Source organism: Paenibacillus sp. N22P23, from assembly GCF_059383735.1.
This window is the reverse complement of sequence record NZ_JBXENT010000002.1, coordinates 756,733-782,390: the sequence shown is the minus strand read 5'-3', so window position 1 is coordinate 782,390 and position 25,658 is coordinate 756,733. Positions and strand designations below refer to the sequence as shown.

Genomic DNA, 25,658 nt, shown 5'->3' with positions numbered 1-25,658 from the left:
AAATATACTTTAATCATAAGTCGATCCCTAATTATTGTAAATCCGTATTTATTAAAATATATATAAAAAAATCCCATGAACGCTCAAGCGTCATGGGAAGGTAGGTTTACTGGTCGATTGTCGCACAATCAGCTTCGTTCCGAGCACTAACTTCGAGCCGCTGCGTTCTTGTGCCGGAGCTAAGACGAGCTTCGCCGCCTCACGGCCAATACTGTAGAAATCCTGCTCGACTGTTGTGAGCGGTACCTCTAGATGTTCGGTGAAGGAGTGATTGTCGAAGCCGGTAACAGATAACTGCTCCGGTACCCCGATTCCTCGCTGGAGTGCAGCTTTGAGCAGACCGGTTGCGGTAAAATCATTCACGGCCACAGCGGCGGTAGGTGTTGGTGTTAGGGCAAGCAGATGGTCGAGCAGCACATCGTATGGATTGCCGGCTGCCTTGTTCACCTTCAGCTCCTCCAGGTTAATCAGCCATTCGGGCTGAGGCGGAATGCCCGCTTCAATGAGTGCGTTGCAGTACCCTTTGTAACGATCGCTGACGGATACAGCTTCTTTCCACGATGGGCATACGAAGGCTAGCCGTGTGTGACCAAGCTGGATGAGATGTGAAGCAAGGCTGTAGCCTGCTTCGATATTGTTTGAAACGACTAGCGGCGCATCCAGCCCTTCGATGTTCCGATCAATAAGCGTGAACGGGATACCCTCGATGGCAAGATGGCTGAAGACGTCGATATTCTTGTAGCTGGACACCGGATAGATGATGATTCCGCTGACGCGATCCTTGGCAAGCTTCTGAATAATGCTCCGCTCAACCACGTCGTCATATTTGGAATTGTGGAACGTGACGTACAGCCCTTGTGCAGCGCACTCTTCCTCTACGCCGCGGAAGATCTCATATCCGATCGTTTCGCTAAACGGCATAACGAGCGAGATGACGGGAATGGGCAGCGTTGAGGCTTGAGGTGCCGCACCTCCTGGTTCCGTGTTAGTACCAGCCTGGGGCTGCGGCGTTCTATCCGTTACGAAGGTCCCTTTTTTCTTAATTCGCTTAATCAGACCATCCGTTTCCAGCTGCCGCATCGCATGGGTAACCGTAATGGCGCTCACGCCGAACTGCTCGGCAATTTCCGGCCCAGTCGGGAGCTTATCGCCTGCACGCAATTCCTCCGATGCAATCCGGTCCGTATAGTAGTCGATTAAGATTTGATAGCGGGGTCTATGATCTTTCACGCTGATCCTCCAAACCGATCCGTCTCATTAATATATATTTTATTAGTATAATGCAAGTTGGAGGACCTGTACAATAGAGGTCATGCATGACGCAAGAAGCGTCTGAAGGGAGTGGAAGCCCATTCCAATTTATGACAGTTGTGTTATGCTTGCAAGGTATGGGGAAAAATGTCCCATATCGGAACATACATGAACATGAACATGAACATGAACACAATTCTGGAGGGCAATGATGGACGGAAAACCTTATGTAATTGCAATTGCTGCAGTTTCCGGAGGCGGGAAGACGACGCTGACCGAGCTGCTGCTTGAACGATTAGAGTATGCACAAGCTTTATATTTTGACGATTATGACTTTGAGGATAGCCCGGAGGACATTTGTGATTGGGTGGAACGAGGAGCCGATTATAACGAATGGAATCTGACCTCGCTTAGGAAAGACATCGAGCTCTATTTGCAAGAAGCTGAGCTTCATTATCTTGTGCTCGATTATCCTTTTGCCTATCTGAATAACGACATCCGCGAGTTCATTGATCTGACGGTATTTATAGATACGCCTCTAGATATTGCAGCAGCCAGAAGGATATTGCGTGATTATAATTATCGGTCCATGGATGATTTGCGGCATGAGTTAACGAACTATCTATCCCGCGGCAGGGATGCTTACCTGGAGATGTTAAGAAGCGTAAAGCCAAACTCAGACATCGTCCTTGATGGTACGCAGAATACATCACAGATGGTCGATCAAATTCTACACGCACTCCAATAAAGATGGCTGCGCATTGATGCGCAGCCATTCAGTGTGTCGAGAAACCCACGTTTAATACAACGTCTTTTTGTTAGCTTCCGGCATGGCGCGAGAGCAAAGTCCTATATGTTCTGTACTTCCGCGAAGAGCGCATGCTTTGTCGCCTTCCACCGCTAACGGTTGTGACAGTGGTTATTTGGCATACATTTGCTCATTTTATATTCTAACGGTTGCCAGCGAGCTTATTTAAACGTTTTCCACTAGGAATCGACCCATTTGCTGCAAATAACGTCTGTCACAACCGCTAGAGTTTCAAAAAGGCTTATTTTCATGAAATAACCACGCTGACAACCGTTAAAGTTTTGTTCATGATGGTGTATAGACAAAAAGTGGCTGCCCGAGACTACTTTCTCTGGCAGCCATTACTATTTGGTAAACCATCAATCGTTATGCTTCGTCAACAATCAGCTTGCCGACCATATCGCGATGTCCTGATCCGCACATCACGGAGCAGTGGAATTCGAAAGTGCCTGCATTTGCTGCATCGAATTCGCCTTCGCCATCGCCTTTGATGTCTACATTATAATCAGCAATCGAGAAACCATGACCAGCGTCGTCGCTGTGAAGGGTGATTTTGACATGATCGCCTTTCTTCACGTGAATTTCCTGCTGATCATATTCGAAATCTTTGGCCTCAAGCTTAATCTCTACTGTGGATCCGCTGGCTGGTTCTACGGTTGTCGTGTTCGTGGAAGTTTCGTTAGTAGCCTTGCTTTCATTCTCTCCATTATTGCTGTTACCATTGTTGTTGCCGTTATTGCCGTTGTTGTTCCCGCAGGCGCTGGCTAGTGCTGCAATAAGTAGTAATGCCGCCGCAAGTGTGACGAATTTGGCTTTCATGTTTCTATCACTCCTCTACTATTTTGGAATCATTCCCCATCTTAGCATAGGTAGATGAAGAGAATATGAAAAGAATGGATTAAATTTCGCTTAGATTTAGGGCATCTTAACAAGAAATACATATCCAGATTACATCCTCTTAATCTACTATTTGTAAACTCAAGTAGAAATAACGATTACTAGGAGGTAGGGAAATGAGTTTGCAACAAAGAATCGGATTGAAAAGCACACTTGCTGCAACAGCGGCAGCAGCGCTTGTTGTGACAAGCATCTTGGCTACACCGTCGACTGACAAGGCAGAAGCAGCTTCCTCGCAAACGAAAAATGTCATTCTGTTCGTTGGGGATGGCATGGGTACAGCGCAGCGTAACGCAATTCGGCTGGCTACTGTCGGTGAGAAAGGCAGTCTGGCGATGGATGCGATGCCTTTCGTAGGACTTATTCATACAAGCTCAACTGTACCGGTAACAGATTCAGCAGCATCCGCGACTGCTTATGCCAGCGGAGTGAAAACATACAATGGCGCTATCGGAATGGATGCCGACAAGAAACCAGTCAAAACCGTTATGGAATACGCGAAGGATGCAGGTAAATCGACGGGTGTTGTTACAACGAGCCAAGTAACAGATGCTACCGGTGCAGCGTTCGGTGCCCATGTTGAAGACCGCTCCAAGCAAAGCGATATCGCGCTGCAATATTTGACGAAGAGCAAGATTGATGTCCTCCTCGGCGGCGGCGAAGATTTCTGGTATCCGGCTGGCGACCCAGGTAAATTCAAGGACGAGCCGGCTGAAGATCCGTCTGAGAAGAGTAAAGGCACACAAGGCAATCTCATTACGAAAGCGAAACAGCTGGGCTATAGCTACGTATCGAACAAGACGGATATGCAGAAGGCTAAAGGCGGTAAGCTTCTAGGTTTGTTCTCTAACGAGGAAATGTTCCAGCAACGTGCAGAGGGTGAAGGGGATATCTATAACCCGATCGTCTCGCTTCCGGAAATGACGAAGAAGGCGATTGATACGCTGTCTGCCAACAAGAAAGGTTTCTTCCTGATGGTAGAAGAGGAAGGCACAGATGAGTTCGCTCACCAAAACAATGCGAAAATGACGATTAAAGCAGGCCAGCAGCTGGATCGTTCTGTACAGATCGCGAAGGATTTTGCTAAGAAAAATCCGGATACGCTTGTACTCGTGCTTGCCGACCATGAAACAGGCGGTTTCTCCATTGAAGAAGTGGATGCTAACGATGAGACTGGTGACGGCATCTCCAAGGAAGACGGTCCTTTCGCCATCGCAAACTCCAAGCATAACTTTGTGGTAGACTGGACAACTTCCGGTCATACAGCAGTTGATGTTCCTGTAACTGTGATGGGCAAGAATGCGCAGTTGTTCGCAGGCAGCTACGAGAATACGGAAATTTTCAATAAGTTGATGCAGGCATTGGGATTTAAAGCTCATAGATAAGCGGATTGTTAGGGGAAAGAAGCTGGCTGCGGGAATCGCGGCTGGCTTCTTTTGTTTTGATTGACAGGCAGGATTGAGGTGGATCAGAATGAGTGTATATCCTATTAATTAACAATCCTGGGAGGTTGGAAGCTAGTGCCACCAATAACGGACTTTGTTTTAACCCCAGACATGATTGAGCAGTTTTATCGCGAAGGTTACTTTTATGCCCCCGGATTTCTGTCAGCCCATGCGGTGGATGCCATCAATGCCGAGCATGTTGAATTCGCCAATCAACAGGGAGACGGCAAATGGAAGAGTCAGGCCATAATTGATATCGATAAAGAGAAGGAACGATTTCCGGCGACGACTGATTTTCTAACGGACCCGGATATTGTGAACATCTTTGAATCCATACTTGGCGACGACGTGCGGATTTGGATGGGCATGTACGCCGTTGTGGAACCGCATGGCAGCGGGCTGGAGTGGCATCAGGACAATCAATATACCCACATCTTAGGGCATATGATGAATGGATTCATCGCGCTTGATCCGATTACGCAGGATAATGCAGGTTTATGGCTTGCTCCTCGTTCGCATCGGCTTGGCCGACAGCCGAACTTGAATGCGGAGGGCGGCCATAAGCGAGCCGCTGACCCTGAGAACGGTATACCCTGCAAGCCGATGGCGCCAGGGGATGCCGTGTTCTTTCATCGCGAAACGCTGCATCACAGCAAGCAAAATCATACGGATAAGCCACGCCGTGCCTATGCGTTCCAAGTGGCGTCCGTTAATTGTCGGTATGCGGAAAGCGGTAAGCTGCTTGAGGATCGGATTGTATTATCCGGCTATCGCCAATAATAGCGCGGGAAATAATAAAGCCGTCTCAACGGGTTGCTGGGTGCAACGGTCGAGACGGCTTTTTGGCGTGCGTGCGAAGGTTTGGGTGGGACAGGATTGATGGAAGAGCCTATCGCGGAATCACTATGGATCGGCTTGCTTTAAGCAAAGCATCCATGGATAGAATTGCAGCGAAGTAGATCAGCAGCGAGCAAATGATGGAGCTAACAACACTCCATACGAGCGGAAGTCCCTGGACTACGGTTAGATAATCAAAGGACCAATGGCCGATGATTGCCATCAGCAGCATGCAGATGCCGACCTTTAGATAAGGTCCAATACTCATGTAAATTCCGATCGAGCCGGAAATCGAGAAGAAATTAAGCAGCGTTTGCATGACGATCCCGATCCCGATGCCGAAGGTGACGCCGACAATGCCGAATTGGCTGCCAAACACGAATATGGCGATCGCCTTGAACGATGTGGACACGACATAATTCCACAGTGTAGCACTCGCGCGGCCAAGGCCGAGTAGAATCGCATGCAGTGGAGCGTCGAAGTAGTGGAGGAAAAACATCGGCGCTAATATTTTGAGCAGCAAACCTGCCTCTGGAGAGCCATAGACAAGCGTCGTAAGCGGAGTCGCCCAGACGAAAAGGATAACGGTAGCCGGTGCGCCGATCAGCAGTCCTAAGTTCAGTGCTTGATTCATCCGCTCATGCATAAGCCGATCATTCTTATTCGCCGCTGCTTCTCCGATTGCGGGCACAAGCGCGGTGGATAGGGATTGCGTAATAAAGCTTGGCATGAAGAGCAGCGGAAATGCATATCCGGCCAACATCCCGAATTGCTTCGTGGCTAGCGCCGTACTTATGCCGGCCAGTGCCAGGCTGGTAGCGATGAGCAAGGGCTGGAATGCACTATATATCGATTGTACTACGCCTTGTCCGGTTGTCGGCAGGCCGATCTGCAGCAGCTCGGTGAGCGTTTTTTTGCCTTGTCTCAGATGGCCGGTCCAAGTTTCGCCCGGCAGCTTGGCTTCACCGCGCAGCTTATAGCTGATCACGAGGAACGAGAGACTGAACGCCTCGCTAATCACAGAGGCGGCCATCGCACCTGCAGCGGCGTAGGCTACCCCATAAGGCAGCAGCAAATGCACCATCGCGAGGACACAAGCAATCTGTATCGAATACTCGAGCACATCTGAAGCGGCGATGACTTTCATTCGCTGAATGCCTCGGAAGTATCCCTTCAGCACCGCGGAGACTGCGACAATCGGCGCGATCGGTGTAATCGCGAGCATCGCATAATAGGCGCGCTGGTCGCTCAGCAGAATGGATGCGATCCAGTGAGAGCCAATTAGAGAAAAGGTCGTTAGCGTTACACTTAAGAAGCCGGTTACGGCCAGTGAAACGTGCAGAATTCGCCGGACTTTCACCTTCTCATCTCGCGCATAGGCTTCCGCGACCAGCTTCGATATGGCAACAGGTAAGCCGAGTTCCGTAATTGTAATGACAAGAGGCACGAGAGGGTGTGCCATCATTAACAAGCCAATTCCTTCTGCTCCCAGTGCGCGAGCGACAAACATGCCGCTGATAAAACCAAGAATGCGGTTGATGAAAGCAGCGACAGACAAGGCCATCGTCCCTCTCATGAACGATTCCTTCTTTTGTGCCATGATTTGTTCCTCCTGATCCTCGAATACTTAAATGTATTCATCATTCGGAAAAGCATGCGAACGAGCTGGTGCGCAATCATTGACGAAGAAATGAATCAAAGTGCAGCTCGTGCTTGTGCAAAGGGAGATTAATGAGGTCAGAGCAGGCAAGTCTTATGTCATGTATCGTTATCAAAAAATACCCATACTGCTAATTCACAATCTCTTCAAGAGCAAAGTAACGGACTGGAAGGAAGACAAAATGTTTAACTTGCTGAATAATTGGCTCGACACTAGTAAGGTGACGATTATTAATAGAACGACTATTGGTAAATCTGTTTTTTTTTTTTTTTTCTGAACTTCATTTTCTCAACAATTCTGATACCACACTAGAAAAATTGATGATGATTTTTATCAATTAGTTACATCAAATATAAATATTGACAAAAAAATACTATTTTCATAGAATTGAAAAGTGATTACGATTTGTCAATGGTAATTGGATGGAACCAATTGTTGTTGACAAATTAATCATATTATGATATTAGGAGGCGTTTGGATTAATTGTTTGATATTGGCAGGGATGAGGGGCATATTCAATAAAATAATTGAAAAGGATGTGTTATTGGTGGTTTTTTATAAAAGTAAACTCCTACTAATGTTTTCTATTATCTTGTTATTAGGGACTGCTAGCCCTGTTTACGGTGCCAATAAAACAAAGGAAACTGAAGGGAAATCTTCATTCATTGTAAAGCTAAATCAAGATATAGATATTGATGATTTTGTAAAAGACAAAAACAAAAAAAATATTAAGGTTAAGAAAATTGGGAAATCAAAGTTAATTAAAACCGAGTTAAATGGTAATGATCTAGCGGAACTGAAATCAGAGAAGGTAGCCGTGGAAATCGAACCGGATAGTTCAGTTTCGATCGAATCATATGCAAACGAAAGTGCAACACCAATTGATCACATTGTAGAGGGCCTCCAAATAGTTCCGTGGGGGGGACGATCAATCGGTGCTGATATTGCACTTCAACAACCACATGAAAACAATATTCAGGCTGTAAGAATAGCAGTGTTAGATACTGGAATTTCAAATCACAATGAATTATTCATAAAGGATGGAGTATCTTTTGTACCTGAGAATGCAAGTTTTCTTGATGACAATGGACATGGTACACATGTGGCAGGGACGATAGCTGCATTAAATAATAATGATGGAATTGTTGGGGTAGCTCCAAATTCCGAGATATATTCCGTTAAGGTGCTGGATGGAAATGGAAATGGATCGTACAGTAGTGTTATCGAAGGCATTTATTGGAGTATTGAGCACGATATCGATATTATCTCCATGAGTTTTGGAGGTCTCGATAATAGCTCAATATTACATTCTGCCATTCAAGAAGCGAAGGATAACGGAATTATTCTAGTTGGGGCAGCTGGAAATAGAGGAAAAGGTGAGGAAACCGAACTTTATCCTGCACAATACCCAGAAGTTATTTCGGTTGGTGCCGTAACGCCTTCTTTTAAGAGAGCGGATTTTTCAAGTACGGGCAATCAGTTAGATATTGTAGCTCCGGGTACAGAAATACTTAGTACCATTGCTAATGGTGAGTACGGTGTTAAGTCAGGTACTTCGATGGCTGTACCTCACATAACAGGAGCATTATCACTATTAAAGTCTAAATATCCCGAATTATCTAGCCAACAATTAATAGACATTCTATATTCAACAGCTACACCTTTAGGTGATCAAACTGAATATGGACATGGGATTGTAAATATTGCAAAAGCGTTAGGTCTTAGTGAACAAGAAATACCGCCGTTTATGGATGAAACACCTGTTACGGAAACAGAATCTAATATTGATTTTATTATTCAACAGATTGATGGAAGTAGTTCCTATTTATATAACTTGGAAAAAAGAGCATCTGAGAGTGGAAGCTTTGAATTATCCAAATGGATTGATTCTAAACTCAATGTGCTACTAGTGATTAACAAAAATTTGCGCTATATACCAATCGGTGATGAGCACATCAACAAAAACAATACTGAATCGTTAGACAATCTACAAGATTCTTTATATGAAGCAAAGAAGTCAGAGTTTAATGATTTAAACAATGAATATATTAAATCTATTAACTATGTTCTGAGAGAGCTTGGAGATCATGGAAATGAAGCAAGCATTTCTAGTTATGACTATGTTGGAAATGGTCAAACTGTAATAGCAGGAAATTATGCTTTTGTTGGATGTAAATTAAGCTCACCAAAGTCTCAAATTAATGTAACTGTATATCCACAGTCTAATCCAAGCAATATTGTTGCAAGTCATACATATACAAATTCTCCAGCCAATTCGGACCTTGGATATCTTTGGCAGACAACATCGAGTACACCACCTGGAACCTATATTATACGTTGGCAATATCCAGAAGCACCTGGATATGATGATTATTGGACAATTAATGTAACTGCTCCTCCTATTACTAGCTACACTCTGACTCTTAATATTCCAGATGATGTAAGTCTTACTACTGGAGCATCTAAAGTATACTCGTTTAGTCCAAGTAGTTCCGGGTCTTATAAGTTTTTTACAGGTCCGTATGGTGGGTATGGTGGAAGTAATGACACTGTACTGGAATTGTATTCTAATTCTTCATTAACTAGTTTAATTGGGTCAAATGATGACTCAAACGGTAATACCTTTTCCGAATTACAAGTCTCTTTAACACAAGGTGTAACTTATTACGTCAAAATACGCCCTTATAGTAGTACTGGCTCAGTTTATGCAAGAATAACTGTAGTGAAAAATGTGGTAGTTGCACCAATCAATTTAAATGCCCCAATAAATGTAAGTGTAGTACAAGGTGAATTCAAAGTGTTCAGCTTCACAGCTCCAGCAAGTAATAAGTATAAGATATTTACGTCTTTATCGGGATCAACAAGTGATACGTATTTACATTTATATAGTGATCAGAATTTAACAAACCAATTAGCTTATAGCGATGATTCTAATGGAACTGTATTCTCAGAAATTCAATATGATTTAATTGGTGGTCAAACTTACTATATAAAGTTTAGAGGTTATAACGATAGTGCCAGCAGTGCATATCTTACAGTCAATTTAGCGGACCATGGCGACACGATTAATAATGCTACTCCGGTGCCTATAGGGGTTACAATAAGTGCCAGTATCTATTCAATTAGTGATGTTGACTACATGAAAATAACACCAACATCATCTGGGTTATATTCTATTTATTCTTCTGGTATGGATACTGATCTCATTTTATATGATTCAAATTTTGCAGAGATCAATTATAGCGACGATATATCAGAATATGATCTTAATTCAAAAATGTATCAGTCACTTAGTGCAAATCAAACTTATTATATTAAAGCAGCTCATTTTGCTAGTGGATTGACAGGGAATTACAATTTAACTATACTGTTGGATCCTCAAATTGACGACTTCTCTAACAGTAGTACATCAGCCTCGACATTAACTTTGAACACTAGTAAAAGCGGTATTATTAATTATGGTGGCGATCTGGATTATTTTAAATTTGTTCCTTCACAATCAGGAGTCTATATGATTGAAGAGAGCAAAACGATGTCAATGGGATACGTAGATGTTTATGATTCTAATAACCAAAGTATTATATTAAATGGAACTACAAAAATGTTTGTAGAGTTAATAGGTGGGAGTACTTATTTTATTAAATATAGTTCACCTGATCGAAATATTGCAGGAAGTTATTCAATTAGCGTGAAAACTCCAACCGATGATGCCGGGAACTCGAGTAGTACAAGTTTGACGAGTAGCGTAGGGAGTTATTCTCAATTGATTAATTATGAAGGGGATAAGGATTATTTTAAATTCATTCCTACAACAAACGGAACGTATGTTTTTGAGACGACTGGTTCGACGGACACAATTGGAAGCATACTAGATTCTTCTCAAACAGTGCTATTAACGCACGATGATATTAGCGGATCTGCAAACAGGAATTTCCGCTTAAGCTACAACTTAATTGCAAATCAAACCTATTATTTAGTTGTTTCTCATTATTATTCAAATAAAACAGGAATTTATCAATTAAATATTAGTAAAATATAAAATATGGAGGTTGATAGTAATATGGTTTTGGCGACGCAATTATCTAAAAGCAATGTTTGGAAAATAATTATAATATTCACCTTGTTAATGGGAGTATTTGGCCAATCCGCTCTCGCAAAACAAAAAGATGAAAAATTGTCTCAAGAGGAGGCAGTTACTCTCTCATTATGGTTTATTGGGAATCAGATTAAGTATGATAGTGATTCATTATGGAATAAAAATGTAAGAATTAGCAAGATAGTTAAATTGTACAATGAGAATAATGAAATAACTGCGTACTCCATTGAGTTGTCTACGAAACAAAATAATTCAGGTTATATTATTGTTTCAGTAGATGAAACTGGAAATTTCATTCAGGAGTTTTCTTACGATGAAAGACCTCTATACTACTCTAATAATGGTGAGATATTTGAAAAGGTGTATTTCTCTGGTCCATTAGTTTATTTCGTAGAGAAAGATGGAAAAGTATACGATGAAAATAAGAAAGAAGTAACTAAAGACAAGATTAAGAAAAAGAAAAATGACAATGAAAAACAACATGAACAAATGAAGCAAAAAAATAAAATAATGAAGGATAAGATTAAAGATAAAGGCGAATTAGTAACTTCAGAATGGATGGTTGGTTACAATGGGCAAGTATCAGGGCAATCTGGATATGGCGGGATTACCAATCCATATGACTATGTTAATGATCGGTATGGAAGTAATTGGGTGCTCAAAAATGAGAAGAATTTAACTGGAGCTACACCGCATCTTCAAAAAGATCTTGAGAAAGATGCAAGCGGAAACTCAGTGAATAACTGTGTTCTATCTGTTACGACGACAATTCTTGAGTATTATCGAGGGAGAGGATACTCAAATATTCCAAGTAATCTATCAACATTATATAGTGATGTTAGAACTGTTGCTGTAAAGTACGGGTATACTCCTGGTGGAGGGACTAGCCCATTTAAAGTGAATAATATTTTGATAGCTCTTTGGAAAAAGTATGGCTATCGAACATTTACTTATGTACATCATTCGTTAGGTACGGAATTGGCACACGATCTTGCCTACTCATGGACTCAAATAACGGATAAGATCGATAGTAATCACCCTGGACTGTTCTTGATTAATAGTGGTTATTACACGAATCATGCTGTTACAATTGTTGGATATCAGGAATATGGTAAAGATGTATGGTACAGTGCACTAGTTGATGATAAGGAGTTTATTAAAGTATATGATAATTATACTTTAGCTAATCGTTATATCGATTGGACACAATTTCGCTCAGAAGTGAATAGCTTCGGCTTTACCCTACCAACAGGGACAATTTAATACAGTATCAAAGATAAGAAGTGCTGTTAATCCCAAAGTTTAACAGCACTTCTTATACAAATCATATCTTGGGGGAAGATAAATGAGCTGGAAGAAGTTAACATGTTTAATTTTTTTAACGGCATTCCTTGGAGGATGTGATTATGCAGAAACGGGACAATTTGAAGATTTAAGATACTTGCAAGATAACATGGAAGGAAATGTGACTATTTTTAATAAGATTTCAATAGAGGGAGATAAGCTGTATTTTATTAATCCTGATGACAATAATAAAATCTATACATTTAATGATCATAATGAAGAGGTGGTTGTCATTGATCAGAGAGCTAGAAGTATTCGTATGGAAGGGGAATGGTTATTTTACGGGCTGGAAGACTCACTGGAATCTCTAAATCTCAAGACACATGTACAAATCCAACTTAGTACTTCTCCTGCTGAGTTTATTGGTAAAATGGGCAATTATATTTTCTTTGTAAGCCAATCAGGCGATGAGAATATATTGATGAAGTTCGACGCGGAAAACAGGCAATCCATCGAGGTCATGCGAGGTCAATTTGACAGTTTCACAATTAAGGATAACCGTATTTATTTTCGAAATAGGAATGAAGATTGGCAGTTGTGGATGCTGGATGTATCAACGAATCAACGAAACATGGTCATCCCAAATGCAATAAGGGACTTTAGTATAGAACAGGACAGTATCTATTATATCGCTCAGAAAGATTCTTACATTTACAAATTTCGTACGCAAAAAATAGCGCCTGAACAAATCATCGCTTCAAAAGCTAAAGGGTTTGAAGTCAATGATGATCTACTCTATTTTATTAAAGATAGTTCGAATGGAGATCAGTTGATCGAATATCAACTTGCACATAAAACTTATCGAGAATTAACACATAAAGAAGAGATAGCTGATATCTATAGTTTCAATAACTGGCTTTTCTATCAAGGTCAACCCAATCGACAAGTCCAGTATGGTATTCAATTAAATCGTGATAAAGCGCCAAAAGAGATAGAATTATTGGGTGAATAGATATTTTTTTAAAGGGGAGTGAGCAATGGTTAATGAAGGTTACATAGCTGTAACCTATAGCGAATATTAAACTCGACGAGTAAAAATCCAGGAAGTTGACTCAAAAAAAGCATCTGCCCATATTTTCAAAGGGCAGATGTCTTTTTCTTTTATGATCACCGAAAGTGAAAAACGTAAGTTCTCTAGGTCCTCCTCGGGGGGCTTTTTTTATTGCTCCTCCCCAAGACAGCTTATTCTATTATGCAGGCTCAATCAGTGTACTTGCGTTTTAGCTGCCAGCCATCTGCTGGAGCATCCATTACGAACTGATGCAGCTGTCCATCGGGGTTCTCAATGACAACTAACAGCCCATCCGATACTGGCAGCATGTTGTGAATCTCTCCGCCGGGCACAAGCTGCTGGGCAATCGGATCTAGGAGAGGGATGAGCATATTTTCGAGCCAGATTCGTTCCTGATACCACCGAGGTACGGGAATCGAAGCGGGATAGCCGCTTGCCGGTGCTTGGAGGGCAGCGGCGAATTGACTTTGTTCAAGCGGAAGCTCTGTTCCGGCTCCAATTGCGGCAACGAATCGAAGGCATAGCTCAATCGTGTTCAGCACTTCGTGGGCTTGCACGCTGCCATTGGCGTAGCGAATCTCTACCGTACCGATATCGAACCAAGCGGCTGCGTTGATCCCGCATCGGTGAGATTGCGGACGGCCATGGTTGTGTACGGCATGGGCGGAAGGATCTATTGCGAATCGCTCACGCATCGATGTCGTTACCGGTGGGCAGAAGAGCAGTCGATGCTCACTCGTTTGCAGCAAGTCCTTCAGCGTATCCTGATAGGTTAGCGCAGCATCAAGGAGTGGGAGCACCATTTGTTCTCCCCATGCTTCGATACCGACGTGCACATGAAGTCCGCAGCTCCAATTGGCTGTTGCACCCTGTGCTTGAAGTCGGCCCAGCATAATGCGAATTTGTTCCCGCTCCTCCCACAATATCGGAGGGGGCTTCAGCTCGCTGCCGGACTCGATTCCGGTTTCATCTAACTGATGCTCATTCAAGGACATTTCCCAGCCGGGCAGCAATTCCAGCTCCTCGGGTTGACCGCCAATAAACTCTATTTCAACGCCGAATTTAAGTTGCTTCCAATCTACTGTTTTGGGCCACATTGCGATCTTCCTCTCGTTTGTATGATGAGTTTAACTTGTCATACTTCCGAAAGGAGAGGTGGACCACGGGCTTACCGGGGGATTTTCAGTTTAGGCATTGCGAGCTCGCCTCCTGGTGGATTTGGGATATCGCTACAATATTCGCTCTCTGAGAGATACATTCCTCCTGGATTGGAAGCTAAGTGTCCAAGCTACTTGACGCTTTCCACATAGATTAATAGATGAGAGGATTCCATCCATCTCGATATTAAGTTAATTTTTCTATGGAAAAGGAGTGAATGCAGTGGCGGATTGTAATCAAAATCCTGTCGGTGAATGCTCAGAGGCGGAAGGTCGTGATACAACCGCGAACGGTATGGCTTCCCATGCTGAGGGGCTTCAAACAACCGCGAACGGGGATGCTTCACATTCCGAAGGAAGCGGGACGACGGCAGGGGGAGGAGCTGCCCATGCGGAAGGCTATCAGACGCAAACGTTGGCAGATACCGCCCATGCGGAAGGAACGGCGACTTTTGCGAGCGGAGTTGCCTCCCATGCGGAAGGAAGTTCATCCGTAACCAATGGAGATGCTGCCCATGCAGAGGGTTATCTGAGTGTAGCCAATGGTCTTGCTTCGCATGCGGAGGGGATATCATCGGTATCGAATGGTTCCGCATCCTATGCCGGAGGCAGGGAAACTACTTCGAATGGAGCAGCTTCCCATACAGAAGGGTATCAAACGACAGCTAATGCGGATACCTCCCACGCGGAGGGTTACCAATCGACAACGGCCGGTGATGCTTCACACGCCGAAGGCTATCAGACCTTAACGTCTGCGGCCGCGGCTCATGCGGAAGGGTCTCAGACTGTAGCCGGTGGCGGTTCATCTCATGCGGAGGGCAGCAATACGCAAGCGCTTGCGTTGAATTCGCACGCGGAAGGGGAAGGAAATACGGCAAGCGGTCGGGCTTCCCACGTGGAAGGCGGCGGCTTGGACCTAATAGGAAATCCTGCACCAAACCAAGCCATCGGATCTTCTTCTCATGCCGAAGGGATAGGTACTGAGGCAAGCGGAGATGGCTCTCATGCCGAGGGTGGAACAATAGATGTTACGATAGCTCCCGGCCCTCGTGCGACAGCTGCCTTTGCCCATGCGGAGGGACAAACCACTGTCGCCAGTGGAACGGCGGCTCATTCGGAGGGTTTCCAAACGCTCGCCAGCGGACCCAGTGCGCATGCGGAAGGCGCTAACACGACTGCCGGAGGGAGCTTCTCCCATGCCGAAGGCATAGGAACAAGTGCAAGCGGCGTTTATTCGCATGCCGAAGGCGCGGATTCGATTGCCAGCGGTCAGGCTTCTCATGCCGAGGGAGAGAGTAACACAGCCAGCGGCAGAGCTTCCCATGCCGAGGGGGGCGCCGTGGATTCACTTGGTAATTTTGCACCAACAGTTGCGTCGGGTGACAGCTCTCATGCAGAAGGCGTAGGTACTATGGCGATCGGATTTGCTGCCCATGCGGAAGGCGGGACGAATGACTTTACCGTTGCACCTGGGCCAAGAGCACTGGCTGCTTTTTCACACGCAGAGGGTCAAACGACTACGGCCAGCGGAACGGCCGCCCATGCGGAGGGCTTTCAGACTACGGCGAGCGGTCCCGGTACGCATGCGGAAGGCGCTAATACCAGTGCGAGCGGTCCGTTCTCCCATGCAGAAGGAATCGGTACAAGCGCGAATGGCCCTTATTCGCATGCAGAAGGAGCCGATACGCTTGCAGGCGGTCAAGCCTCGCACGCGGAAGGCTCTGCTACGACTGCGTTAGCGCTGTCTTCTCATGCAGAAGGTATAAATACGATTGTCGATATGTCTCATATCGGCGCACACATTATGGGGCAGAATGGGACAACCAGATTTCCGTTTTCTTGGCACTTGGCTAATGGACTGATGGTGGGGCCAACGTTGAACTCGGCTGTTATTGAAGGGCTGACCGGAAATCTGTATTTGGACGGAACCGTCAGTGCGCCGAATGCTGCCGATTACGCGGAGATGTTCGAAACGGCAGATGGGCTTGGGATCGATGTCGGATATTTTGTTACGTTTGACGATCAGGTATGTGATAAAATCCGCCGAGCAACGGCCTCAGACAGTTACATTCTCGGCGTTGTTAGTGCTCGTCCAGCCGTCCTCGCGGATTCCAGCGATTTGCGCTGGCATAAGCTGTTTGTAACGGACGAATGGGACCGCATCCAGTACCATGAGGTGGATGTGCCCGAAATGCTTGATGGTGCGGGCAACGTACTGAGACCCGCCAGTACCAAGACCGAGCCGGTGCTTAATCCGGATTGGAATGAGGCGTTCGACTATGTACCTCGTTCACAGCGTCCGGAATGGATAGCTGTCGGCGTGGTCGGCAAGCTGCTCGTTCGCGATGACGGCACATGTACGCCGGGAGGCTACTGTATGCCTAACAATGAAGGCACGGCAACCGCAGCAGCTGCGGGGTATCGCGTCATGAAGCGGACCGGACCGAATCAGGTGCGGATATTCGTGAAGTAGGGGAGCGCGTATTCTCGCCGTAAGCGGATATGACACTCTCAGGTTTGCGAACTCGAGATTGGCTGCAGTTGGACTAAAAGTATTATCGAGCCCTGCCACATGATTGTGGCGGGGCTTTTTGTTCGGGGGGAGCCTAGGCGAACCCGACTCTCAGCGTCGCTTAGCGCGTAAAAATGAGTTGAGAGTTCGAAAATCGAACACTCAGCGGCTAAAGCAAGGCTAAATCGAGCGAGCTAAGAGCTGAGAGTCGCAAAACACGACTCTCAGCATCGAAAAACGCGTAAAAAGGAGCTGAGAGTCCGGAAATCGGACTCTCAGCTCCTGGCTTCTACTGATCAAACTCAATTTCGCTTACAGTTTCAAAAACCAACCTAAAGTGGCACAAACTAACCCATTATCTTCGCCGAAAGCGGCTATGCCGCTTTCAGCAACGAAAAACCCTCCAAAGTGGCACTGAATCGCCCCGAAATCTCGCCGAAAGCGGATATACCGCTCTCAGCGGTCAAACTAACCCATTTCCACTATCGAAAGCGGCTATACCGCTTTCAGCACCTTAAAACCCTCCAAAGTGGCACTAAATCGCCCCGTATTCTCGCCGAAAGCGGATATGCCGCTCTCAGCGAACCAACTAACCCATTTCTAGCGCCGAAAGCGGCTATTCCGCTCTCAGCCCCCTCCTCACAAACTTCCCCACACAAAAAAAACAACCCAAGAGGAACCGGCAGCACAAATTCGTGCGCTCCGTTCCTCTCGGGCTAGGATCAACATTTAAGGCAGGTTCACGCCGCGTGAAGCGACGTACAGGCGATACCAGTCTTCGCGCGCGAGGCGAAGCGTCGCAGCATCCTTACAGGCGCGGATGCGCTGCGGGTTGATCGTGCCGATCACCGGCTGAATGCCAGCCGGGTGCGTCATCAGCCATGCGAGGACGATGGACTCTTTAGTCGTGTTATGCTTCTCCGCAAGCTCAGCCACGAGCGCAGCAGTTTGCACAACGCTCTCGCTCTGGCCTTCCAAAGAACCGCCGGAGTAACGGCCTTGCGCAAGCGGCCCCCACGATTGCAATTGAATGTTCTCCAATCGGCAATGCTCCATCGTGCCTTCCGGGAACACGTTGTTGCGCCATGCTTCTTGGTTCACGCTGACGGCGGTGTCGCAGAAGCCGATTTTGTGCAGGCTCATTTCGAGCTGGTTTACGATGAACGGCTCGTCGCTGTAGGCTTGCAGCAGACGGATTTGGCCGTGACTCATGTTGGACACGCCGAAGTGGCGAACTTTGCCGGATGCTTTCAGCGCATGGATCGCACTGGCTACATCTTCCGGCTCAACAAGCGGATCAGGACGGTGCAGCAGCAGAATATCGAGATAGTCCGTACCTAAGCGCTCCAAGATTCCATCGACGCTATCCAAAATATAATCGGCGGAGAAGTCGAACCGATGCGGATTACTCTCATCCCCGAAGCGGATCCCGCATTTGGATTGAATGATGATCTCTTCTCGAAGTGTTGGGCGCTCCTTCAGCAGCTGCGAGAAAACGCGCTCTGCTTTGCCGGACGTATAAATATCGGCATGGTCGAACATGTTGATACCAATCTCAAGCGCGGCATCAAGTGCTTCATTGCCTTCGCGGTAATGCTCGGCTGTAATCGGGCTGTTGGCATTCCAGTCGCCTCCAAGTCTCATGCATCCGAGAACGAGCTGGCTGGCGTTTATATTACGGCGTTGTAGCGGAATAAGTTTCTGTGTCATAGCATCCTCCAAAGTTTCATATGGAATGGTCAAGCTCCTGTTTCATTATGATGCAGCTACATGCAAAATAAAAGTAGTGAAAATATTGATACGTAATGATACAAGGTATATATAGTAATCAAAAGTATAGCGGGTACGGGGGCGGACTGCACCACTCGCGACTAGCTTACTCCCCCCAACCAATCCCGATAGAACTGCACCTAACTTCCATCAAAATAGCCATACGCACGCCTGGCACAAGTACGTTATAGTACCAGTAACGCGAGAAGGAGAGACTGTTCCGATGACCCATATGACGAACCCGCTCACACGGATGAACGTGAGACAGCAAATTATTTTACTTTTTATTATCATGGTCAGTCCGATTCTACTGTTGCAGTGGTACGGGAACACGAGGGCGGAGCTTATTCTGAAGCGCCATGTGACCAATGCCTACGTGGAGCTCAACAAGCAGAACATGGCCCTCTTGAGCCGCGATATCGACACCGTCAACAAGATTACCACGACGATCATTCAAAATCCGCTCACTCAGCAGCTCGTTCCGGCACCGGGAGAGTCCGTCTTCGAACGGGTGCAGGAGTATTCGAAGCTCGATAAGCTCATCGCCGGCTACTCGATCAGCGTAAATGGCGGCGAAGCGGTCTACTACAGCCTTTACGTCTACGACCCGGAGGACTTCTACTATTTTGCACCCAAAATCCCCATGACGCAGACAGGGGTATACTTCTTCTCCGACCGCGACAAGCCGGAATGGTTCGATGAAGCCGTGAAGAAGAAAGGCGAAGGCTATATGAAGCTGATTCGCAACAACATCGGCTTCTCCACGCAGACAACGCTGGCTTACGTTCGTTCCGTTAACAACATCTCAAACGGACACGGCGTCATCGGCGTATTGGTCGCAACGAAGATGGATAAGAAGATTGGAGAGTCGTTTCAGAGCGTGACGCTGCCGGACGGCGAGATTTATTTTACCGATTCCGCTAATCGGGTGCTGACGGCGACCACGCCGGGCATAATCGGCACAACCCTGCAGCTTCCGCCTGAAGCGGCAGGAATCAAACTAGATGAAGCGGATGGCATGAGCAACATCATCACGCCGGAATTTATCTACGTCATTAACGACAATCATCTGCTGCAGCAGAAGCTGATTTATAAGATCCCGGTCAACTCCCTGCTCCAACAGCAAAATGAACTCAAGCGCGTCATCCAGCTCATCTCGATCGTGTATACCATCTTTGGTATCATTGTTATCCTTTATTTCTGGCGCTCGCTTATGACACCGCTTCAACGACTGGCTTATTTCGTTCGCTCCTACGAGCCGGGCAAGAGGGTGCCGGAGACACCGGGCAAAGGACGTAAAGACGAAGTCGGCGTTCTCATCTCTTCCTTATATGACATGGCGCGGCGGCTCAATGTGCTGATTCATTACAAATATCAGATGGAAATCAAGGAGAAGGAGTCGCAGCTCCAGCTGTTATATCAACAGATCAATCCGCATCTCTTGTACAACACGCTCGAGAGTATTTATTGGAAAAGCACGCTGGAAGGCAATTCCGAATCCGCGGAAATGATCAAGGAGCTGTCCAAGCTGATGAAGATCAGCTTAAGCCGCGGACGGGAACTCATCTCTCTCGAAGACGAGATGGAGCATGCGAAGGCGTACATCAAACTGCAGCAGAAGCGGTATGAGTACACGTTCAACGTCATCTGGAACATTCCGGAGGAGCTGCTGCACAACCTGATTCCGAAAATCACCTTGCAGCCGCTAATCGAGAATTCCATCATTCACGGCGTTCGCAACATGGGCGAAGACGGCGAAATTATTATAACGGGCGCGCTTCTGGACCATGACAAAATCATCATTCGCGTCGAGGATAACGGCTACAAGAAAGTGGATTTCGAAGCCATCTACAGGCTGCTGAACGAAGAGAAAGGCGATCCGGCAATCGGATATGGCATCCGGAATTTGGATCAGCGCATTCGGCTTCATTTTGGCAAAAGCTTCGGGATTAGTTATGAGGAGCGGGAAGAACGGGGAACGCGCGTTGTCATTATACTGCCTCGCAGCCACGACGAAAGCGGAGATGCAGCCGCTGGTCCGACTATATAAGCAAGAGCAAGGAGGGAACTCACGATATGTATTCCATATTGGTTGTAGACGACGAACCGTTAATTTGTAAAGGACTGAGCAGTCTGCTCATGTCATCAGGTCTGGCCATATCCCAGCTATACATCGCGCATAACGGATACGAAGCGATGGACTATCTGAGGCTGGAGGACATTGATTTGCTCGTGACCGACATCCAGATGGGCGAAATGAACGGCATTGAACTGATGCATCAAGCCAAAATGATCAAGCCTTGGGTGCAGACAATCATCATCTCCGCCCATGAGACGTTTCAATATGCACAGTTGGCCATTCGCCTCGGTGCGAAGGACTACCTCATTAAACCGCTGAACAGCGATCAGTTCCTCGACTCGGTGCGCAACGTGCTGTTGAATACGAACAAAACAAGCCCATCGCAAGATGAGCTGCTGGCAGGCTTTCGAGAGCAGTTCCACATGGAGCAGCCTTCGCCGAAACGCATGGTGCTGCTGAATAAGCTGCTTACGGATACGTCGGAGTCGGAAGCTCTCGCAACGGCCGCAATCTTGTCGCGCGAACATGCCACCGTTCTCACGGGACCGTATTTCTCCGTGCTGCGCGTGAAACTGAGCCGCTCTTCGGAGCTGCTGCAATATGCTGCGCTTAACATTGCGATGGAGCTGCTTGACCAAGCCTGGAATCCGGTCGCCTTCTATTCGCCTGAGGATGAGGTCAGCATCATTATTCAGTGGGACGACAAACGGTTCGAGGATAGCGGCACATCCCGGATCAACCAGCTCGACATGCTGGGCCGCAGCTTGCAATTCAACATTAGCAAATACCTCGGATTGAACTGCGTTATCGGCATCAGCCAAGTGTTAAGAGGCGTCCACTTCTTAAGCGAGCTCGGCGAACAGGCGGAGAAGGCGATCAGGTGGAACCGCGACCAGAAGGATCTGAGCGTCTTCTATTATGGCGACTTCAATTGGAGCCGTTATGACGCGAAGCAGGATCCGACGGTCGAGGAGCTGGATGCTCAGAATAACATTATCGTCGAGAAGGCGAAGAACTATATCGATGAGCACTATGCCCAGAAAGGGCTTACGTTACATGAGGTGGCGCAGAAGAACCATGTCAGCCCGAATTACCTCAGCTATCTATTCAAGAAGAACACCGGCCATAATTTATGGGAATATGTCATCAAGCTGCGCATGGAAGAGAGCCGGAAGCTGATCCTCACGACGGATCTTCGCAGGTACGAGATTGCGGAGCGGGTGGGCTATGAATCGCCGGAGCATTTCAGTAAAATTTTCAAAAAATATTTCGGTGTCAGCCCAACGGAGCTGAAGAAGTAATATCGCCTATGATCCCCATAGAACTGCACATGTTCAGCCATGACCCGCTTCTCTAGAATGAAAGTAGGCAAGTAGAAACGGCGTGCTTCCTAGCGGGGGCAGCCGGTTCTTCAAGGCTACAACATGAAAGAGGGGACCATATGGGAACGTCCGCGCGGTTTAAAAAACATATTTGGGGTTACTTGTTCGTCGTACCGGCAGCTGTCATCTTCATTCTGTTCTTATGGATGCCAATCGTGAAAGGTTTTGTCTACAGCTTCTATCAAGTTGATTTCGTCAAAGGCAATACGTTTGTCGGCTTCGATAATTTTCGGACCGTGCTGCATGATCAGGATGTATGGACAGCGGTGAAGAACACGCTGTATTATATGATGCTATGCCTATTGATCGGCTTCTGGGTACCTATTGTATTCTCCATTGCAATATCGGAGCTTAAACGGTTTCAGGGTTTCGTACGCGTCGCGGCGTATTTGCCGAACGTCATTCCGGTCGTGGTCTTGTACGGGTTATGGCGCTGGATGTACGATCCTGTCGGGCCGATCAACGCTACCATTACGCAAGCCGGCTTTGAGCCGATCTCGTTCATGACTGATACGAAATGGTCGATGATTTCACTCGTCTTCATGGAAACCTGGCAGCAATTCGGTGCCGCGATGCTGATTTATCTCGCAGCGGTGCTGAGTATTCCGCGTGATTTATACGAGGCGGCAGAGATCGATGGAGCAGGCGTGTGGAATCGCATCCGCCATATTACGCTTCCTTTTATTCGCAACCTGGTTATTCTCCTGCTCATCTTGCAGCTTATCGCTACCTCTCAAGGCTTCCAGTCGCAGTTCGCCATGCTTGACGGCGGACCGAACAACGCAACGCTGACCTATGCGCTGCTCATCGTGAAATATGCCTTTACTAGGCTCGATTACGGTGCGGCATCCGCGCTTGGCGTGCTTATGTTCCTCGTGCTCGGCGGACTTGCCGTCCTCCAGCACCGACTTTCCAGCAGAGAGGTGAACTAAGATGAAGAGCTTTGACCGCGGTATACTATCCCGTTATGATCTGCAGAAAACATCCAACAAACTGGTTTATGGCCTCATGCTGCTCGTCATCACAGCGATGGTCTGCTCCATGCTTTATCCGATATTAGTTACGCTGTTGAACAGCTTCAAATCCAATGTGGAGGTCAACTCGTTCCCGCCGCATTTTATTCCTCAGACCTGGCAGGCGGATACGTACGCCAAAGGGTGGAACTATATTAAGCTGCCGCTGTTCTTCCGCAACACGATGATTATTTTTGGCGGCAACATGTTTGTCACTGTTCTAGTGCTCGGCTTGGCTTCCTTTAGCTTGTCGAGGCTCAATATCCCGTACAATCGGGCGATTAACTTCTTCTTTCTTGCGGCACTGTTCATCCCGCCAACGACGTACATCATCCCGAACTTCGTCAACCTGAAGGATTTGGGCTTGCTCAATACGTTCCAAGCGTTCTGGCTGCCGGCTGGGGCAAATGCTTTCTTCCTGCTTCTTCTCAAGAACTTCTTCGATGGCATCAGCAGCGAGCTGTTCGAAGCGGGACGCATCGACGGAGCATCGGATTTCAGATTGTTTGCGGCGATCGCACTTCCGCTGTCGGTTCCGATCTTCGCGACGCTCGCGATCTTCGTCTTCTCAACCGCATGGAACGACTGGTTCTGGCCATCGCTCGTCATGCATACCGACCAGAAACGTCCGCTCGCAACGGCGATCTATAATTACGTCATTAACGTGCGCAGGCTGGATACGAACGTGAAATTCGCGATGTTAACCATGGTCATGCTGCCGCCGATTGTCGTGTTCCTGATTTTCCAACGGTTCATTATTCGCGGGCTGCATATGGGCGGCGTCAAAGGATAGAAAGGATTACATCGTAATCGTAGACCTGCACATGATCGACATAGGAATACACATTCTGCTTTCTCGGCGCCTCTATTATGATGAGCGTGTAAGGTAAATAAACGTGAGAAGGGGATATAACATGCGTAAGATGCGTAAGGTTTCATTCATTCTGGCCAGCATGTTTCTAATGACAGGCGTCCTGTCGGCATGCGGAAGCTCGAACGACAACAACACCAGCGAGAACAGCGGAAAGACGAACAATGCGGCCTCATCGAATACCAGCACGAATACAGCGGCTAACACAGGCGATAACACGGCTGCGGAAGAAACTCCTGCTGCTAAAGTAACGATCAGCATTTACTACCCAACACCGGATTTGGTTGAGAAGAGAGCGCTTGAAGACGATAAAATCAAACGGTTCACAGAGAAATATCCAAACGTTGAGATCGTGAAGAGCGAATGGCAGTACAACCCGAACGAAATTGGTATCAAAATGGGTGCGAACGAAGCGCCTACCCTGTTCAATACTTATGCTACAGAAGGTAAATTCCTTGCTGAGCGCGGCTGGGCAGCGGATATTACGGAGTTGTTCAACAACTATGAGTTCAAAGATCAAATGAACCCGATTCTGCAAAATCAATTCATTATCGGCGACAAAGTGTACGGCATTGCGCAGCAAGGTTATGTAACCGGCACAGTCGTGAATAAGAAAATGCTGACGGATAAAGGCGTTGCGGTTCCATCCTTCGACTGGACTTGGGACGACATGCTGAATACGGCGAAAGCGGTTGCGGAGCCGAAGAAGGGGATTTCCGGTATCGCACCAATGGGTAAAGGCAATGAAGCAGGCTGGAACTGGACCAACTTCCTGTTCGAAGCAGGCGGCGAAATTCAAACGGTTGACGGCGGCAAAGTAACGGCAGCTTTCAATTCCGAAGCAGGTCTTAGAGCGCTTGAGTTCTACCACAAGCTGGCTTGGGAAGCTAGCGCGATTCCGAAGGACTTCGCACTTGGCTGGGGCGATGCGGTAGGTGCATTCGCGCAAGGCAGAACGGCTATGGTTATCGCAGGTCCGGACGGTCCGGTCGACCAAGGCTTGAACCAAGGCGGCATGAAGCCGGAAGACATCCTCGTGTACCCAATGCCTGCAGCGGAAAAAGGCGGCAAGCACACAGGCGTCCTCGGCGGCGACTTCCTTGTTATCAATCCGAATGCTTCCAAAGAGGAGCAAGAAATGGCGTTCAACTACGCAACCTTCGACTACTTCTCCGATAAAGGCTTGGAGTCCGTTGAAGAAAGCATCAAACAACGTAAAACCGACAACAAATTCTTCATCCCGCCGGTTATCCAGTACTACAACGATAACTCGGAATACGGTCAGAAGGTAAAAGCGGTTTACGACAAATACGATAACGTATACCAATACAGCCCGGAAATCATGAGCTTGCTTGACGGTAAACCGGAAGCACAGTTCAATACGCAAGATTACTACGCTGCCATGACGAATGTCGTGCAAGAAATCTTCTCCAAGAAAGATGTCGACATGAAAGCAGAGCTGGATGCAGCAGCGAAAAACATGCAAGAGAAGTTCTACAACAATATTAAGGTTGAATAGGATC

At 46.8% G+C, this 25,658-nt stretch carries 17 protein-coding genes; 12 read left to right on the top strand and 5 right to left on the bottom strand.

Annotated elements, in window-relative coordinates; genetic code table 11:
- Positions 1 to 90: 90 nt before the first annotated feature.
- The gene (locus AC506A_RS13970; RefSeq protein WP_495461600.1) at positions 91 to 1,230 is read right to left on the bottom strand and encodes a GntR family transcriptional regulator; all 1,140 of its coding nucleotides are present in this window, start codon (positions 1,228 to 1,230) and stop codon (positions 91 to 93) included.
- Between the two features lie 232 nt (positions 1,231 to 1,462).
- Here AC506A_RS13970 and AC506A_RS13965 point away from each other — a divergent pair, with 232 nt between their 5' ends.
- Positions 1,463 to 1,999 (top strand): nucleoside/nucleotide kinase family protein, encoded by a 537-nt coding sequence (locus AC506A_RS13965; RefSeq protein WP_495461901.1) that lies wholly within the window; start codon positions 1,463 to 1,465, stop codon positions 1,997 to 1,999.
- Between the two features lie 426 nt (positions 2,000 to 2,425).
- On the opposite strand, the gene AC506A_RS13960 is transcribed toward AC506A_RS13965, so the two are convergent.
- A complete protein-coding gene (locus AC506A_RS13960; RefSeq protein WP_495461599.1) occupies positions 2,426 to 2,878 on the bottom strand; it encodes a cupredoxin domain-containing protein in 453 nt (150 codons plus the stop codon).
- A 194-nt stretch (positions 2,879 to 3,072) separates the two neighbouring features.
- Between AC506A_RS13960 and AC506A_RS13955 the strand changes: the two genes are divergently transcribed.
- Positions 3,073 to 4,341, top strand: coding sequence for an alkaline phosphatase (locus AC506A_RS13955; RefSeq protein WP_495461598.1), 1,269 nt, complete (start codon positions 3,073 to 3,075; stop codon positions 4,339 to 4,341).
- Between the two features lie 135 nt (positions 4,342 to 4,476).
- Positions 4,477 to 5,181: a phytanoyl-CoA dioxygenase family protein gene (locus AC506A_RS13950; protein ID WP_495461597.1), complete on the top strand. Its 705-nt coding sequence runs from the start codon at positions 4,477 to 4,479 to the stop codon at positions 5,179 to 5,181.
- 109 nt (positions 5,182 to 5,290) lie between these two features.
- Here the strand turns inward: AC506A_RS13950 and spoVB are convergent, their stop codons facing one another.
- A complete protein-coding gene (spoVB, locus tag AC506A_RS13945; RefSeq protein ID WP_495461596.1) occupies positions 5,291 to 6,838 on the bottom strand; it encodes a stage V sporulation protein B in 1,548 nt (515 codons plus the stop codon).
- 607 nt (positions 6,839 to 7,445) lie between these two features.
- Between spoVB and AC506A_RS13940 the strand changes: the two genes are divergently transcribed.
- The 3 genes from AC506A_RS13940 to AC506A_RS13930 all read left to right on the top strand — a co-directional run bounded on the left by AC506A_RS13940 (position 7,446) and on the right by AC506A_RS13930 (position 13,290).
- A complete protein-coding gene (locus tag AC506A_RS13940) occupies positions 7,446 to 10,937 on the top strand; it encodes a S8 family peptidase (protein ID WP_495461595.1) in 3,492 nt (1,163 codons plus the stop codon).
- A gap of 21 nt (positions 10,938 to 10,958) precedes the next feature.
- Positions 10,959 to 12,257: a C39 family peptidase gene (locus AC506A_RS13935; RefSeq protein ID WP_495461594.1), complete on the top strand. Its 1,299-nt coding sequence runs from the start codon at positions 10,959 to 10,961 to the stop codon at positions 12,255 to 12,257.
- 82 nt (positions 12,258 to 12,339) lie between these two features.
- Positions 12,340 to 13,290 (top strand): DUF5050 domain-containing protein, encoded by a 951-nt coding sequence (locus AC506A_RS13930; RefSeq protein ID WP_495461593.1) that lies wholly within the window; start codon positions 12,340 to 12,342, stop codon positions 13,288 to 13,290.
- Positions 13,291 to 13,538: 248 nt separating this feature from the next.
- On the opposite strand, the gene AC506A_RS13925 is transcribed toward AC506A_RS13930, so the two are convergent.
- A complete protein-coding gene (locus AC506A_RS13925) occupies positions 13,539 to 14,447 on the bottom strand; it encodes an amidoligase family protein (protein WP_495461592.1) in 909 nt (302 codons plus the stop codon).
- Between the two features lie 283 nt (positions 14,448 to 14,730).
- Here AC506A_RS13925 and AC506A_RS13920 point away from each other — a divergent pair, with 283 nt between their 5' ends.
- Complete coding sequence (locus tag AC506A_RS13920) at positions 14,731 to 16,980, top strand: peptidase G2 autoproteolytic cleavage domain-containing protein (RefSeq protein ID WP_495461591.1); 2,250 nt, start codon at positions 14,731 to 14,733, stop codon at positions 16,978 to 16,980.
- A gap of 768 nt (positions 16,981 to 17,748) precedes the next feature.
- Here the strand turns inward: AC506A_RS13920 and AC506A_RS13915 are convergent.
- On the bottom strand, positions 17,749 to 18,729 hold the full coding sequence (locus AC506A_RS13915) for an aldo/keto reductase (RefSeq protein WP_495461590.1): 981 nt from the start codon (positions 18,727 to 18,729) through the stop codon (positions 17,749 to 17,751).
- A gap of 283 nt (positions 18,730 to 19,012) precedes the next feature.
- Between AC506A_RS13915 and AC506A_RS13910 the strand changes: the two genes are divergently transcribed.
- The 5 genes from AC506A_RS13910 to AC506A_RS13890 all read left to right on the top strand — a co-directional run bounded on the left by AC506A_RS13910 (position 19,013) and on the right by AC506A_RS13890 (position 25,654).
- Positions 19,013 to 20,839: a sensor histidine kinase gene (locus AC506A_RS13910; protein ID WP_495461589.1), complete on the top strand. Its 1,827-nt coding sequence runs from the start codon at positions 19,013 to 19,015 to the stop codon at positions 20,837 to 20,839.
- Between the two features lie 26 nt (positions 20,840 to 20,865).
- Complete coding sequence (locus AC506A_RS13905) at positions 20,866 to 22,170, top strand: response regulator (RefSeq protein WP_495461588.1); 1,305 nt, start codon at positions 20,866 to 20,868, stop codon at positions 22,168 to 22,170.
- 140 nt (positions 22,171 to 22,310) lie between these two features.
- Positions 22,311 to 23,183 carry a carbohydrate ABC transporter permease gene (locus tag AC506A_RS13900; RefSeq protein ID WP_495461587.1) on the top strand — a complete coding sequence of 291 codons (873 nt, stop codon included), beginning with the start codon at positions 22,311 to 22,313 and terminating at the stop codon, positions 23,181 to 23,183.
- Position 23,184: 1 nt separating this feature from the next.
- The gene (locus AC506A_RS13895; RefSeq protein ID WP_495461586.1) at positions 23,185 to 24,057 is read left to right on the top strand and encodes a carbohydrate ABC transporter permease; all 873 of its coding nucleotides are present in this window, start codon (positions 23,185 to 23,187) and stop codon (positions 24,055 to 24,057) included.
- A gap of 130 nt (positions 24,058 to 24,187) precedes the next feature.
- Positions 24,188 to 25,654: an ABC transporter substrate-binding protein gene (locus AC506A_RS13890; protein WP_495461900.1), complete on the top strand. Its 1,467-nt coding sequence runs from the start codon at positions 24,188 to 24,190 to the stop codon at positions 25,652 to 25,654.
- The last annotated feature ends 4 nt before the right edge of the window (positions 25,655 to 25,658 follow it).